The 14,423-nt window shown below is 65.3% G+C and carries 9 protein-coding genes; 7 read left to right on the top strand and 2 right to left on the bottom strand.

Features of this window, described 5'->3' with window-relative positions:
- Positions 1–100: 100 nt before the first annotated feature.
- Positions 101–1,759, top strand: a complete 1,659-nt coding sequence (locus ACK4HJ_RS02260; RefSeq protein WP_409827306.1) for an MFS transporter — start codon at positions 101–103, stop codon at positions 1,757–1,759.
- Between the two features lie 55 nt (positions 1,760–1,814).
- Here ACK4HJ_RS02260 and ACK4HJ_RS02255 read toward each other — a convergent pair whose 3' ends face one another.
- Both ACK4HJ_RS02255 and ACK4HJ_RS02250 read right to left on the bottom strand, forming a co-directional pair.
- Positions 1,815–2,933, bottom strand: coding sequence for an ABC transporter substrate-binding protein (locus ACK4HJ_RS02255; protein ID WP_409827304.1), 1,119 nt, complete (start codon positions 2,931–2,933; stop codon positions 1,815–1,817).
- A 160-nt stretch (positions 2,934–3,093) separates the two neighbouring features.
- Positions 3,094–4,212, bottom strand: a complete 1,119-nt coding sequence (locus ACK4HJ_RS02250) for an ABC transporter substrate-binding protein (protein ID WP_409827302.1) — start codon at positions 4,210–4,212, stop codon at positions 3,094–3,096.
- Positions 4,213–4,416: 204 nt separating this feature from the next.
- Here ACK4HJ_RS02250 and uvrA point away from each other — a divergent pair, with 204 nt between their 5' ends.
- From uvrA to ACK4HJ_RS02220, 6 genes are all read left to right on the top strand, one after another.
- A complete protein-coding gene (gene uvrA, locus ACK4HJ_RS02245) occupies positions 4,417–10,290 on the top strand; it encodes an excinuclease ABC subunit UvrA (protein WP_409827300.1) in 5,874 nt (1,957 codons plus the stop codon).
- A gap of 199 nt (positions 10,291–10,489) precedes the next feature.
- Positions 10,490–10,990, top strand: a complete 501-nt coding sequence (locus ACK4HJ_RS02240) for a hypothetical protein (protein WP_409827298.1) — start codon at positions 10,490–10,492, stop codon at positions 10,988–10,990.
- 356 nt (positions 10,991–11,346) lie between these two features.
- Positions 11,347–11,607 carry a DUF4212 domain-containing protein gene (locus ACK4HJ_RS02235; RefSeq protein ID WP_409827297.1) on the top strand — a complete coding sequence of 87 codons (261 nt, stop codon included), beginning with the start codon at positions 11,347–11,349 and terminating at the stop codon, positions 11,605–11,607.
- A gap of 11 nt (positions 11,608–11,618) precedes the next feature.
- On the top strand, positions 11,619–13,424 hold the full coding sequence (locus ACK4HJ_RS02230; protein ID WP_409827295.1) for a sodium:solute symporter family protein: 1,806 nt from the start codon (positions 11,619–11,621) through the stop codon (positions 13,422–13,424).
- A gap of 162 nt (positions 13,425–13,586) precedes the next feature.
- Positions 13,587–13,949: a hypothetical protein gene (locus ACK4HJ_RS02225; protein WP_409827293.1), complete on the top strand. Its 363-nt coding sequence runs from the start codon at positions 13,587–13,589 to the stop codon at positions 13,947–13,949.
- Between the two features lie 160 nt (positions 13,950–14,109).
- Positions 14,110–14,421 (top strand): hypothetical protein, encoded by a 312-nt coding sequence (locus tag ACK4HJ_RS02220; RefSeq protein WP_409827291.1) that lies wholly within the window; start codon positions 14,110–14,112, stop codon positions 14,419–14,421.
- Positions 14,422–14,423 lie beyond the last annotated feature (2 nt).

Below are 14,423 nucleotides of genomic sequence, written 5' to 3'. Positions count from 1 at the left end.
AAGAATGGGCAGACGCGCAGTGCACTGTGGGATTCACCCCACGTGCGCCCGGCGACATGCCCACGACAAGAACAAGCGCCCCAACTGGAGACACACAGCCATGGCCGACGCCGCCGCTTCCCGCGCCATGACGCGGGAAGAACGAAAAGTCGTCTTCGCATCGACGCTCGGCACGGTGTTCGAGTGGTACGACTTTTACCTGTACGGTGCCATGGCGGCCGTGCTGGCGCAGCAATTCTTCACGCCGCTGGAGGCGGGCCCCGCATTCGTCTTCACGCTGCTGGCGCTGGCGGCGGGGTTTGTGGTGCGGCCTTTCGGGGCGCTGGTGTTCGGCCGCATGGGCGACATGATTGGCCGCAAGTACACCTTCCTGGTCACCATCCTCATCATGGGGCTGTCCACCTTCATCGTGGGCACGCTGCCCACGTACGGCAGCATCGGCGTGGCCGCGCCGGTCATGCTGATCGGGCTGCGGCTGCTGCAGGGGCTGGCCATGGGCGGTGAGTATGGCGGGGCGGCCATCTACGTGGCCGAATATGCGCCGCCAGGCCGGCGCGGCGCCTGCACCGCCTGGATTCAGACCACGGCGACGCTGGGCCTGTGCATGGCGTTGCTGGTGACCCTGGGCACGCGGTGGGCGCTGGGAGACAATGCGTTTGCCGACTGGGGCTGGCGCGTGCCATTTCTGCTGTCCATCGTGCTGCTGGTGGTGTCGGTGTGGATCCGGCTGTCGCTGGCCGAATCGCCAGCGTTTGTGCGCATCAAGTCGCAGGGGCGTACGTCGCAGGCACCGGTACGCGAGTCGTTCGGGCGCTGGAAGAACCTGCGCATGGCCCTGCTGGCCCTGCTGGGTCTGACGGCCGGGCAGGCAGTGGTCTGGTACACGGGGCAGTTCTATGCGCTGTTTTTCCTCACGCAACAGCTCAAGGTGGATGCGACCACCGCCCAGTTGCTTGTGGCGGCGGCGCTGCTTATTGGCACGCCGTTGTTCATTGTGTTTGGCGCGCTATCGGACCGCGTGGGCCGCAAGCCCCTCATCGTGTTGGGGTGTGTGCTGGCGGCAGCCACGTATTTCCCAGCGTTCAAGGCGCTGGCCTGGGCGGCCAACCCGGCGCTGGCCGATGCACAGGCGCGCCACCGCGTGGTTGTGGCGGCACACCCGGCGGACTGCTCCTTTCAGTTCAATCCCACGGGCGCGGCCCGGCATGCCAGCCCGTGCGACCTGGCCAAGCAGGTGCTGGCCGGGCATTCAGTGGGTTATGACACCGAGCCCGCTGCGCGACCGGGCCAGGCATGGGTGCGCATCGGCAACGCCACCCTCACCAGCCCCGCGCTCCAGGGGCTGCCGGCCGATGAGGCACGCCGCCAAGCCACCACCTTCCGCGAGGCCGTGTCCAGCGCGCTGGCCGAACATGGTTACCCCTTGCAGGCCGACCCTGACCGCATCCACACGCTGGCGGTGGTGGCAGTCCTCAGCTACCTCATGCTGCTGGTGGCCATGGTGTACGGGCCTTTGGCGGCCATGCTGGTGGAGATGTTCCCCACCCGCATCCGCTACACCTCCGTGAGCTTGCCGTACCACATCGGCAACGGCTGGTTTGGCGGGCTGCTGCCCACGCTGTCGTTTGCCATCGTGGCGCAGACTGGCAACCTGTACAGCGGCCTGTGGTACCCGGTGGCCGTGGCTGGCGCCACGGCGGTTGTGGGCCTGCTGCTGCTGCCCGAAACCCGCGGCGTGGATATTTATGCCGAAGACTAAGCCGCCTGGACGGCAACGGCAACGGCGACGGCGACGGCAACGGCGACGGCAACTGCTAGCGCTTGAACCGCCCGTCCGAGCCGATGATGGACAGGTCCGAAAAATCAAGCCCGGTGTGATCCGTGGCGCTGTACGACAGCTCAAGGCCGCCCACGTCGTATTTCTTCAGGCCTTCCAGGGCGGCGTGCAGGCGTGCGCGGTCGGGCTTGGGTCCGGCGCGGCGGATGCCTTCAACCAGCACCTTGGCGCTCACAAAACCTTCCACCATGGCCGGTGTCAGGTCGCCCACGCCCTTGGCCCGTGCCAGGTCCATGGCCTCTTTGATGAAGCCGTAGTTGAGCGAGCGCTCGGACGGAAACACCTGCGTGACCACCACGCCGCGCGCGCTGTCGCCCAGCGCCTTCACAAACCCGCCCGACGCGTTGTTGGACAGCGTCACGATCTGGCCGGTGACGCCGGCGCTGCGCAGCGCCTTGATGCCGTCCACCACGGCCGCACCGGTGCCGATAAAGATGACGGCCTGTGGCTGCTTGCCCGCAACACGGGGCGCAATGGCCGTGTAGTCGGGCTTGGCGCGGTCAAACTTTTCGATGAACAGCGCTTCAAGGCTATTGGCCTTGAAGCCGTTTAGGGCGCCCGCCAAGCCGTCGGCGCCAAAGGTGTCGTCCACATGCACCACGCCAATGCGCTTGATGCCCAACGTGTTCAGGTGGGTGATGGCCTTTTCCACCTCGCGCTGGTAGGTGGCGCGCACGTTGAAGATGTATTTGCTCACAGGCTCGTGCAGCACCATGGCGCCCGTGGACGGGCCCACAAGTGCCACGCCGTGCTGCTCCAGCACCGGCACGATGCCCTGGGTGTGGGGCGTGCCGCGCGTCATGAACATGCCGATCACGCCCTTTTGCTCAATCAACGTGCGGGTGTTTTCCAGCGTGAGCTTGGGGTCGAACTTGTCGTCCAGCGAGACGATTTCGATTTTCTGACCGCCCACGCCGCCCTTGGCGTTGACGCTGTCGATGTACAGCGCAGCGCCGCCCATGGATTCGGCCACGGTTGCCGCGGCGGAGCCCGTGATGCCCACGGTCTGCCCGATCAGAATCTGCGCCTGGGCCATCCAGCCTGTGCAGCACACCGCCAGAGCGGCGCCCGCGCGTAACCATTGCGTGAATTTCATGCGTATGTCCTGTCTGGGGGATGTATGAATATAGATACAAATTGTGACGAACACATGCCCAGAAACGCCCAGGCCCGGGCAATGCCGGGCCTGGGTGCGGGAGATCAAGTTTCGCGTCAGTTTGGGCTGGTAGGCACCTTCGCGTGGCGTTCAATCGCCTTCAGCGGCGGAAGCGCCCGTCCGTCCCGATGATGGACAGGTCGGCGAAGTCCAGGCCGGTGTGGTCGTCCGGCCCATAGGTCACTTCCAGGCCGCCCAGGTCGAACTTCTTGATGCTCTCCAGCGCCGCGTGAATCTTTTCGCGGCTGGGCTTGGGGCCTGCGCGCTTCAGGCCTTCCACCAGCACCTTGGCGGCGGCGTAGCCTTCCAGCATGGCGGGGCTGATTTCCGTGAGGCCCTTGGCCTTGGCCAGTTCCTGCGCCTCCTTCACCATGGGGAAGGTCACGGCGCGCTCGTTGGGGTAGACCTGCGTCACGATCACGCCGCGCGCGTTCGCGCCCAGGCTCTTGATGAATCCGCCCGAAGCGTTGTTGGACAGCGTCACGATCTGGGCCCCCGAGCCCGCGCTGCGCAGCGCGTTGCCCGCGTCCACCACGGCCGAGCCCGACGCCACCATCAGCACGGCCTGCGCGTCAGCCTTGGCGATCTTGACTGCGATGGGAGGGAAGTCGGGCTTTGCGCGGTCAAACTTTTCCACCACCACCGGGGTCAGCTTGGCAGCCGTCAGGCCCTTTTGTGCACCGGCAATGCCGTCCGCGCCAAAGCTGTCGTCGGCGTACATCAGTGCAATGCGCGTGATACCCATGGAGGCCAGGTGGGTCATGGCCTTTTCCGCTTCGCGCTGGTAGGTGGCGCGCACGTTGAAGATGTATTTGCGCACCGGCTGGTGCAGCACCATGGCGCCGGTGGACGGGCCCACCAGCACCACGCCGTGTTTGTCCAGCAGCGGGATGATGGCCTCGGTGTGGGGGGTGCCGCGATTCAGGAACATGGCGGACACGTTGTTCTCTTCAATCAGCTTGCGCGCGTTTTCGGCGGCCAGCTTGGGGTCGAACTTGTCGTCCAGAGAGATGAGCTCGATCTTCTGTCCATTGACGCCGCCCTTGGCGTTGACCGAGTCGATGTAGAGCAGGGCGCCATCGGTCGTCTCCTTGACGCCCGCCGCCACTTGGCCCGAGAAGCCGGCGGTCTGCCCGATCAGGATTTGTGCCTGAGCAGATGGGGCAAAGAGCGAAAGGGCCAGCGCGGCGCCAGCCCACAGTGCATGCCACGTTTTCATGGCTGTCTCCTCTGTGTATCTTTTTGAAAGGTCGGAAACGGCAGTCTAAACCGATGCCCCGCAGGGTTTCAAAGGGTTTGTGCCCAGAAATGCACGCCCGCCGTGTAACACCGCAGCAGCCACCATGGGCAATGCGCTGCTGACACACGCTGTCAGCAGCGCGTTTCTAGAATGTTTGGCCTCATACCCACACAAAGCCCCCACATGACCCAGGGAACCATCCGCATCCGCGGCGCACGCCAGCACAACCTCAAAAACCTGGATCTGGACATCCGCACCGGCGAACTCACGGTGGTTACGGGACCGAGCGGCTCCGGCAAATCCAGCCTGGTGTTCGACACCCTGTATGCCGAGGGCCAGCGCCGCTATGTGGAGACCTTCAGCGCCTATGCGCGCCAGTTCCTGGACCGCATGGACAAGCCGGCCGTGGACAAGGTCGAAGGCGTGCCGCCGGCCATCGCTATCGACCAGACGAACCCGGTGCGCTCCAGCCGCTCCACCGTGGGCACGATGACGGAGCTGAACGACCATTTGAAACTGCTTTTCGCCCGCGCAGGCCAGCTGTTCGACAAGCAGACTGCGCAGCCCGTGCGCCATGATTCGCCAGAGACCATTTATGCCGAGCTGCAGCGGCGTAGTGCCGAGGCGAGCGATCCGCGTATCGTCCTGACCTTCCCGGTTGAACTACCGGGTGGCACGTCGGCCGAGCAGGTCGAGCAATGGCTGTCCGCCAGCGGCTTTACCAAGGTGCAGGCCGAGCGTGAAGTGGCCACGCCCACCGGCCCGCGCAAGGTGCTTGACGTGGTGGCCGACCGCTTCCGCCTGGGCAATGCCGAGAAGGCGCGGGTGATTGAGGCGATTGAGGTGGCGCTCAAGCGTGGCACGGGGCGTTTGAACGTGTACCGCCTTGTGGATGAGGGCGAGCCCGAGTTGTGGAGGTTCTCGACAGGCCTGCACTGCCCCGACAGCGACCTGCGCTACAGCGACCCCATCCCCTCGATGTTCTCGTTCAACTCCGCCGTGGGAGCGTGCGAGAGCTGCCGGGGCTTCGGCCGCGTGATCGGCGTGGACTATGGCCTCGTCATCCCCAACGACAAGCTCACGCTGCGCGCAGGCGCCATCAAGACCATCCAGACCCCCGCCTGGAAGGAGGCGCAAGACGACCTCATGCGCCACGCCGAGACGGCCGGCATCCCGCGCGACACGCCCTGGTACAAGCTGACCGACGACCAGAAAAAGTGGGTCATCCACGGTGCGCCGGGCTACAAGGAAGGGCAGTGGAGCAAGCAGTGGTACGGCATCAAGCGCTTCTTTGAATACCTGGAGAGCAAGGCCTACAAGATGCACATCCGCGTGCTGCTGTCCAAGTACCGCAGCTACACGCCGTGCCCCACCTGCGCGGGCGCGCGCCTCAAGACCGAGAGCCTGCTCTGGCGCATCGGCCGCAAGGAAGACGCCGACGCGGTGCTGGAGCCTGGCAAGCGGTTCATGCCCGAAGGCGTGCAGTGGAGCCGCGAGCAGCTCGAAGCCCTGCCCGGCCTGTGCCTGCACGACCTGATGCTGCTGCCCATCGACCGCCTGCGCCGGTTCTTCGACCGCATGGAGTTGCCCGAAGGCGACGCGGCCGCAGGCGGTGACGCGCAGGCCCTGAAGCTGCTGCACGAAGAGATCACCACGCGCCTCAAATACCTGTGCGACGTGGGCATCGGCTACCTCACGCTCGACCGGCAAAGCCGCACATTGAGCGGCGGCGAGGTGCAGCGCATCAACCTCACCACCGCGCTGGGCACGAGCCTGGTCAACACGCTGTTTGTGCTGGATGAGCCCAGCATCGGCCTGCACCCGCGCGACATGCACCGCATCACCGAGGCCATGCTGCGCCTGCGCGATGCGGGCAACACCCTGGTGGTGGTGGAGCACGACCCGGCCGTGATGCTCGCGGCCGACCGCATGATCGACATGGGCCCCGGCCCGGGCCGCCTGGGCGGCCAGGTGGTGTTCGACGGCACCACGGCCGACCTGCGCCAGGCCGACACGCTCACGGGCGCCTACCTGGGCGGGCGCAAGCACGTGGGCTTTGGCTTCAAGCGCATGGTGACGGAGTCGACCCCGCGCCTCATCCTCGAAGGCGCGCGCGAGCACAACCTGAAGGATGTGACGGTGGAGTTCCCGCTGCAGCGCCTGGTCACCGTCACGGGCGTGAGCGGCTCGGGCAAATCGAGCCTGATCCAGGACGTGCTGGCCCCCGCGCTGCTGCGCCACTTCGGCAAGGCCACGGATGCACCGGGCGCGCACGACCGCATGCTGGGCGCCGACCACCTGTCGGACGTGGTGTTCGTGGACCAGTCGCCCATCGGCAAGACAGCCCGTTCCAACCCCGTGAGCTACGTGGGCGCGTGGGACAGCATCCGCGAACTGTTTGCCGTGGCGCCGCTGTCCAAACAGCGCAGCTACACCGCCGCCAAGTTCAGCTTCAACAGCGGCGACGGGCGCTGCCCCACCTGCGGCGGCTCGGGCTTCGAGCATGTGGAGATGCAGTTCCTCTCCGACGTGTACCTTCGCTGCCCGGACTGCGACGGCAAGCGCTACCGGCCCGAGATCCTGGAGATCACCATCGAGCGTGGCGGCCGCACGCTCAACGTGGCCGACGTGCTGGCCCTCACCGTGGCCGAGGCCGCGGCCGTGTTTGCCAACGACCGCGACGTGATCCGTGCGCTGCAGCCCATCGTGGACGTGGGCCTGGAGTATGTGGCGCTGGGCCAGCCCGTGCCCACGCTCAGCGGCGGCGAGGCGCAGCGCCTGAAGCTCGCGGGCTTTCTGGCTGAGGCGGCCAAGACCGCCGCCAAGTCGCGCCAGAGCGTGGCCCGCAAGGGCACGCTGTTTTTGTTCGACGAGCCCACCACGGGCCTGCACTTCGACGACATCGCCAAGCTCATGCGTGCGCTGCGCAAGCTCATCGACGCGGGGCACTCGCTCATCGTCATCGAGCACAACCTGGACGTGATCCGCGCGAGCGACTGGCTCATCGACCTGGGGCCCGAAGGCGGCGATGCCGGCGGCCTGGTCGTGGCCGAGGGCACGCCCGAAGACGTGCGGCAGCACGCCACCTCGCACACCGGACAGGCGCTGCGCGACTACGAGCTGGCGCTGGGCGCGGGCGGGCATTCGGTGCACGAAAAAGCGGCGCTGCTACGAAAAAGTGAGCTGCTAGCGCTTGATGGACAAGCGCTAGCAGCCAAAAACGTCATTGAAATCGTCAATGCCAAGGAACACAACCTCAAGAGTCTGAGCGTGGACATCCCGCGTGGGAAGTTCAATGTGGTGACGGGTGTCAGCGGCTCCGGCAAGTCCACCCTCGCGTTCGACATCCTGTTCAACGAAGGCCAGCGGCGCTACCTCGAGTCGCTCAATGCCTATGCCCGCAGCATCGTGCAGCCCGCCGGGCGGCCCGAAGTGGATGCGGTGTACGGCATTCCGCCCACCGTGGCCATCGAGCAGCGCCTCTCGCGCGGCGGGCGCAAGTCCACCGTGGGCACCACGACCGAGGTGTGGCACTTCCTGCGCCTGTTGTATGTGAAGCTTGGCACCCAGCACTGCGTGCACGACGGCGCTGCCGTGCAGCCGCAAACGCCCGAGAGCATTGCCGCCCAGCTGCTCACGCAGTTCCGCGGCCAGCACATCGGCCTGCTGGCGCCGCTCGTGATGAACCGCAAGGGCGTGTACACCGAGCTGGCCGACTGGGCCCGCCCGCGCGGCTACACCCACCTGCGGGTGGACGGCAACTTCTTGCCCACCACCAACTTCCCGCGCATCGACCGCTTCAAGGAACACACCATCGAGCTGCCCGTGGCGAGCCTTGATGTGTCGCCCGAGAACGAAGCGCAGCTGCGCACCGCGCTGGCCGAAGCGCTCACGCACGGCAAGGGCGTGGTGCATGTCCTCTCAAGCATCGACACGCTGGCCGCTGCCATGGAAAGCGGTGCGCCCACCGCAGGCATTGGCCATTTGCATGCGTATTCGACCAAACGTGCCTGCCCCGTCTGCGCCACCAGCTATGCCGAGCTGGACCCGCGCCTTTTCTCCTACAACAGCAAGCACGGCTGGTGCCCCGACTGCGTGGGCACGGGCGTCAAGCTCACCAAGGACCAACGCAAGGTGTTCGACGACTCCGTGCAGGACGCCAACGAGAAGGGCCGCGAGCAGACCTTTGCCGAGCCTGAGGTGGAAGACCTGCAGGACACCGTGTGCCCTACCTGCCACGGCACACGCCTGAACGCCACGGCCCGCGCGGTGAAGTTTGCCGGCGTGGGCATCACCGACATTGCGGCACTGTCCGTGACGGATGTGCGCCGCTGGGTCGAGACCCTGCGCGTCGAGGGCGGCATGACCGCGCGCGAGGCCGATATCGCACGCGATCTGGTGCCCGAGATCCAGAGCCGACTCGAATTTCTGGAAGAGGTGGGCCTGGGCTACCTCACGCTCGACCGGGGCGCGCCCACGCTCAGCGGTGGAGAGGCCCAGCGCATCCGCCTGGCCGCGCAGCTGGGCAGCAACCTGCAAGGCGTGTGCTACGTGCTCGACGAGCCCACCATCGGCTTGCATGCGCGCGACAACCAGATTTTGCTGAACGCCCTGCACAAGCTCGGCGACAAGGGCAACACGCTCGTGGTGGTGGAGCACGACGAGGACACCATCCGCCGCGCCGACCACATCATCGACATCGGCCCGAGCGCGGGCAAGCGCGGCGGGCGCCTGGTGGCGCAGGGCTCGGTGAGCGACCTCACGAATGCAGAAGATTCGCAAACCGGCCGCTACCTGCTGCACGCGATGAAGCACCCACTGCAACTGCGCCGCAGCATGGTGGCCAGCGAGGTGAGCGCCGAAGCCACGGCCGCTTTCGCGCAGGCAGAGGCGTCAGCGCCCACCGGCCGCCAAAGCGCGGCCGTGAAGAAGCGTGCCGCCCAGGCCGTTGCGCTGGCGGCTGACGCACTGACCGAGGCGAAGGAGCGCGCCGCCATGCGCTGGCTCACGGTGCATGGCGCCCATCTGCACAACCTGAAGAACGTGACGGCCACGGTTCCGCTGCACCGCCTGGTGGCCATCACGGGCGTGAGCGGTTCGGGCAAGTCCACGCTGGCGCGCGACGTGCTGCTCACCAACGTACAGGCCTGGGTGCAGCAGCGCAGTACCAAGGCGGGGCGCGATGCGATGGACGCCGGCAAGGCCCCCGCGCTGGCGGGGTGCGCGGGCCTGTCGGGCTTTGAGAGCATTGACCGTGTGCTCGAAGTGGACCAGACGCCCATCGGCAAGACGCCGCGCAGCTGCCCGGCCACCTACATCGGCTTCTGGGACACCATCCGCAAACTGTTTGCCGAGACGCTGGAGGCCAAGGCGCGCGGCTACGCTGCCGGCCGCTTCAGTTTCAACACCGGCGAAGGCCGCTGCCCCAGTTGCGAAGGCGCCGGCGTGCGCACCATCGAGATGAGCTTCCTGCCCGACGTGAAGGTGCCTTGCGAGACCTGCCATGGCGCGCGTTTCAACCCCGAGACGCTGGCCGTGACCTGGCGGGGCAAGAGCATTGGCGATGTGCTGCAGATGGAAGTGGACGAGGCGGTGGACTTCTTCGCCACCATGCCCAGCATCGCGCACCCGCTGCAACTCTTGAAGGACGTGGGCCTGGGCTACCTCACGCTGGGCCAGCCGTCGCCCACGCTCTCCGGTGGAGAGGCGCAGCGCATCAAGCTCGTGACGGAGCTGACCAAGGTGCGCGACGAGGTGGGACGCCGCGGCCAGAAGGCGCCGCACACGCTCTACGTGCTGGACGAGCCCACGGTGGGCCTGCACATGGCCGACGTGGACAAGCTCATCCGCGTGCTGCACCGGCTGGTGGACGGCGGCCACAGCGTGATCGTGATCGAGCACGACTTGGACGTGATTGCAGAGGCCGACTGGATCATCGACCTGGGCCCGGAAGGTGGCAACGCAGGCGGGCGCATCGTGGCAGCCGCTACGCCCGAGGATGTGGTGACGGCGGGCACACACACCGGCAAGGCGCTGGCGGCCGTGCTGGCGCGCTGAGGGGGCACTGCGGAGGGGCGGCATCCCGCACAGGGATGTCGGGCCATGTCCTACGACCATGGCGGAACACGGCGCACGTGAAGTGCGGGAACTGATTTTTAGGATTCAGCCCAGGGATCAGCGCTTGGGGCGCAACTCCCCACCAATGTATCCAGACCGTTCCACTGTTCCCCTTTCCTTACTACGGACGCCCTTCACCATGACATCACTTTTCAAGACCTGCGCGGCCCTGGCGGCTACCTCTGTTCTTCTCGTTGCCTGCGGCGGCGGCAACGACGACGATCCTACGCCCAGCAACGAACCCGGCGTTCTCACGGTGAGCAATGCCACCGTGGGCGACCTCAACGGTGTCTATGGCAATGGATCGCTGAACCTGACGGACGTGGACAAGCGCAATCCCATCGGCTCCGTGCCCGAACTGTGCTCGTTCAAGTTCGACGGCGCCAACAAGGTGGGCTCGTCTGCCACGGCGTTCGGCGACATCCGCTACCGCCCCGACGCCACCGGCCTGCACCAGGTGTTCCTCACGTTCGACGGCAAGGAGTACGGCAGCGACGAACCGACTGACACCGCCGTGGTGCGTGAGAGTGACCAGGTCCGATTTACCGGGAAAACCCTGTTTGCCAGCGACGGCTCTGGCGCAACGGTGCGCGTGTCGGGCATTGTCCCCATGCGCCCCAACCGGCCTTCGGGCTGCTGAGCGCGGGTGCAAGCGAGGCATCCTGTCTCATTTAATTTTCTGATCCCCTCGGATCCCTCCCCGCCGGTCTGCAACGGACTGGCTTTGGCCTCCATTGCCTGGGCGATGGGAGGCCTTTTTTGCGTGGTGCACTGCGGCATCCGCTCGGCTGTCCGCCGCAGTGCGAAACGGCGGGTCGGTGTTTTCCCTTGGGTCTCAAGATACGGCGGGGGTTTGGCCGTTTTCATCAGTTCGCTGTAAGGAAGCGTCGCCACAGTCACCCACGCAATCCCGTGGCCCGGCCCGCGGAATGTGCAGGGGCAGCGCAGATTCATTCTTCTTCGCTGTGTTTCTGTTCTCACACATGAGGGGACTTCATGAAGGAAGACAAAAGCAGTCACGCCTACTGGAAAGCCACGCTCGCGCTACTCACCAAGATTCTGATCGTCTGGTTTTTAGTGTCGTTCGGCGCGGGGATCCTGTTCGTTGACTTGTTCAACAAGATCAGTCTTGGCGGTTATCCGCTCGGGTTCTGGTTCGCCCAGCAGGGCTCCATCTACATCTTCATTGCGCTGATTTTTTATTACGCCAAGAAGATGGGCGACATTGATCGTCAGTTCGACGTGCATGAAGACTGAGGGCTGACATCATGGATCTTCAAACCACCATCTACCTCTTTGTCGGTCTGAGCTTCGCGCTCTACATCGGCATTGCTGTGTGGGCCCGTGCAGGCTCCACCAGCGAGTTCTACGCAGCGGGCGGCAGCGTCCACCCCATTACCAACGGCATGGCCACCGCGGCCGACTGGATGAGCGCTGCCTCGTTCATCTCCATGGCCGGTCTGATCTCCACCATGGGCTACGGCGGCGCGCTGTTCCTGATGGGCTGGACAGGCGGGTATGTGCTGCTGGCCATGCTGCTGGCCCCCTACCTGCGCAAGTTCGGCAAGTTCACGGTGCCCCAGTTCATTGGTGACCGCTTCTACTCCAAGAGCGCAAGCACCATCGCCGTGATCTGCCTGCTGGTCGCATCCATCACCTACATCATTGGTCAGATGACCGGCGTGGGCATCGCGTTCTCGCGCTTCCTCGGTGTGTCGAGCGACATGGGCATCTACGTGGGCATGGCCATCGTGTTTGCCTACGCCGTGTTTGGCGGCATGAAGGGCATCACCTACACCCAGGTGGCGCAGTACATCGTGCTGATCCTGGCTTACACCGTGCCCGCCGTGTTCATCTCGCTGCAGCTCACCGGCAATCCGCTGCCGCAGCTGGGCCTGGGTGGCAGCTATGTGGGCACCGACATGTCGCTGCTGGCCAAGCTGGACCAGGTGATCACCGAACTGGGCTTTGGCAAGTACACCACGCAACTGCCTGGCAGCACGCTGAACATGTTCATGTACACGCTGTCGCTGATGATCGGTACCGCCGGTCTGCCCCACGTCATCATGCGATTCTTTACCGTGCCTTCGGTGAAGGATGCCCGCAGCTCGGCAGGCTGGGCGCTGGTGTTCATCGCCATCCTGTACACCACGGCACCTGCCGTGGCTGCCATGGCCAAGCTCAACCTGCACTCCACGGTGAATACCGCGGTGAAGGCGGGTGGCGACCTGTATGCGCCTGAAGCCAGCCTGCTGAACGAACAGCGTCCCGACTGGATGAAGCGCTGGGAAAAGACGGGCCTGCTGAAGTGGGAAGACAAGAACGGCGATGGCCGCATTCAGTACTACAACGACAAGACCACCAACGCCGACGCCAAGGCCAAGGCAGAGGCTGCCGGCTGGAAGGGCAATGAGCTGAACGTGAACGTTGACATCATCGTGATGGCCAACCCCGAAATCGCGCTGCTGCCCAACTGGGTGATCGCGCTGGTGGCGGCGGGTGGTCTGGCTGCGGCGCTGTCCACGGCGGCCGGTCTGCTGATGGCAATCTCGTCGGCGGTGTCGCATGACCTCGTCAAGGGCGTGTTCAACCCCAACATCAGCGAGAAGAACGAGCTGCTGGCGGGCAAGGTGTCCATGGCCGTGGCCATTGTGGTGGCCGGTTATCTGGGGCTGAACCCGCCGGGCTTCGCGGCCGGTACGGTGGCGCTGGCCTTCGGTATTGCAGCCAGCTCGCTGTTCCCGGCCATCATGATGGGTATCTTCAGCAAGAAGATGAACAAGGAAGGCGCCATGGCCGGCATGCTGGCAGGCCTGTTCTTCACCCTGTTCTATGTGTTCGCACACAAGGGCATCTTCTTCATCAAGGGCACGGAATACCTGGGCCTGATCGGAGGCGCCAACAGCTTCTTCGGCATCACGCCGGAAGCCATTGGTGCAGTCGGTGCCATGGTGAACTTCGCAGTCGCCTTCCTGGTGGACAAGGTCACCAAGGAGCCACCGCAGCACATTCAGGCCATGGTGGAAGCAGTGCGTGTGCCACGCGGCTCCAAAGCTGTGACGGGCGCTCATTGAGCGCGCCGGCGGGGCCCATGCCCTGCCCCGTGTAAACCCACTGTTCGGTGCAACGCAGCACAGTGACAATGGAGGCCCTGTCGGCTGCGCTGGCAGGGCCTTTTTACTGAATGACCGGGTGGGTGCTGCGCCACGCTGCACTGCTCACGAGGAGAGTCCTGCATGGTTTTCGATGTAAGCGTCGCTTTGACGTGGATTCTGTATCTGGCGCTGTTTCCGATGGCGTTCTTCTGGTTTCGCCGCGCGTGGCGCATTGTGGTGAAGCGGGACTTTTCCGAGGTCGCGCTCAAGCGGGGTGTGCCACCGCCAAACGCCGAGAAATATGCACCGTTTGAGATGGTCATCAACCTGATCGCCGGCACGGTGGCGGCGGTGGTGATCGTGAGCGTGGCGCTGGGCCAGTTGGACTACAACACCTGGACCGCCATCGCCGGCAGCACCATCTGGTGCAAGTTCTTCATCAGCTTTGCGCTGTCGCGCCAGGCGCATGCCAGTGTGCCCCGGCCCAAGGCCGAGAAGGCCTGAAGGTCCGAAAGACGGAGGGCCGGTGTCCATGGCCGCAGTGCATCGCCTATGCGCGGGCGCCAAAGCCTGACTCGGCCACTCGGCCAGTAAGACCGCGGTAAGTGCCAGGCGCACAATGCGGCCATAGGGAGGCGTGGAGACCTCCCGCCAGGAGACCGCTGTGCACAAAGGACTCGGCTCCCAACGCCTGGTTGCGCTGTTTGCCGGCGGCTGGGTGTTGTTCAATTTTCCGCTGCTGGGGTTGTGGGACCGTGACGCCACCTTGTGGGGCATTCCGGTTTTCCCCGCGGCGCTGTTCATGTTGTGGCTGGTGCTGATTGCCGGCCTGGCCTGGCTGGTAGACCGGCCCTCGCTGCGGGACGATGAGCCTGCTTCCGCGGCGGAGGCCACAGGTCAACGACCCTCCGCACCTGCAGCGCCCGCGCCACCGGCATCGTCTTCACCCATCCCGCCATCGCCACCGCGGGCCTGAAT

Origin of the sequence: Acidovorax sp. (assembly GCF_046294525.1) — a bacterium.
GTDB lineage: Bacteria > Pseudomonadota > Gammaproteobacteria > Burkholderiales > Burkholderiaceae_C > Acidovorax.
The sequence above is the reverse complement of the archived record's forward strand: the minus strand, read 5'-3'. Positions and strand labels throughout refer to the sequence as shown.

Excerpts from the sequence above, each read along its gene's own strand:
- ACK4HJ_RS02260 (WP_409827306.1), top strand. The coding sequence starts at position 101 with ATGGCCGACGCCGCCGCTTCCCGCGCCATGACGCGGGAAGAACGAAAA.
- ACK4HJ_RS02255 (WP_409827304.1), bottom strand. The coding sequence starts at position 2,933 with ATGAAATTCACGCAATGGTTACGCGCGGGCGCCGCTCTGGCGGTGTGC.
- ACK4HJ_RS02250 (WP_409827302.1), bottom strand. The coding sequence starts at position 4,212 with ATGAAAACGTGGCATGCACTGTGGGCTGGCGCCGCGCTGGCCCTTTCG.
- uvrA (WP_409827300.1), top strand. The coding sequence starts at position 4,417 with ATGACCCAGGGAACCATCCGCATCCGCGGCGCACGCCAGCACAACCTC.
- ACK4HJ_RS02240 (WP_409827298.1), top strand. The coding sequence starts at position 10,490 with ATGACATCACTTTTCAAGACCTGCGCGGCCCTGGCGGCTACCTCTGTT.
- ACK4HJ_RS02235 (WP_409827297.1), top strand. The coding sequence starts at position 11,347 with ATGAAGGAAGACAAAAGCAGTCACGCCTACTGGAAAGCCACGCTCGCG.
- ACK4HJ_RS02230 (WP_409827295.1), top strand. The coding sequence starts at position 11,619 with ATGGATCTTCAAACCACCATCTACCTCTTTGTCGGTCTGAGCTTCGCG.
- ACK4HJ_RS02225 (WP_409827293.1), top strand. The coding sequence starts at position 13,587 with ATGGTTTTCGATGTAAGCGTCGCTTTGACGTGGATTCTGTATCTGGCG.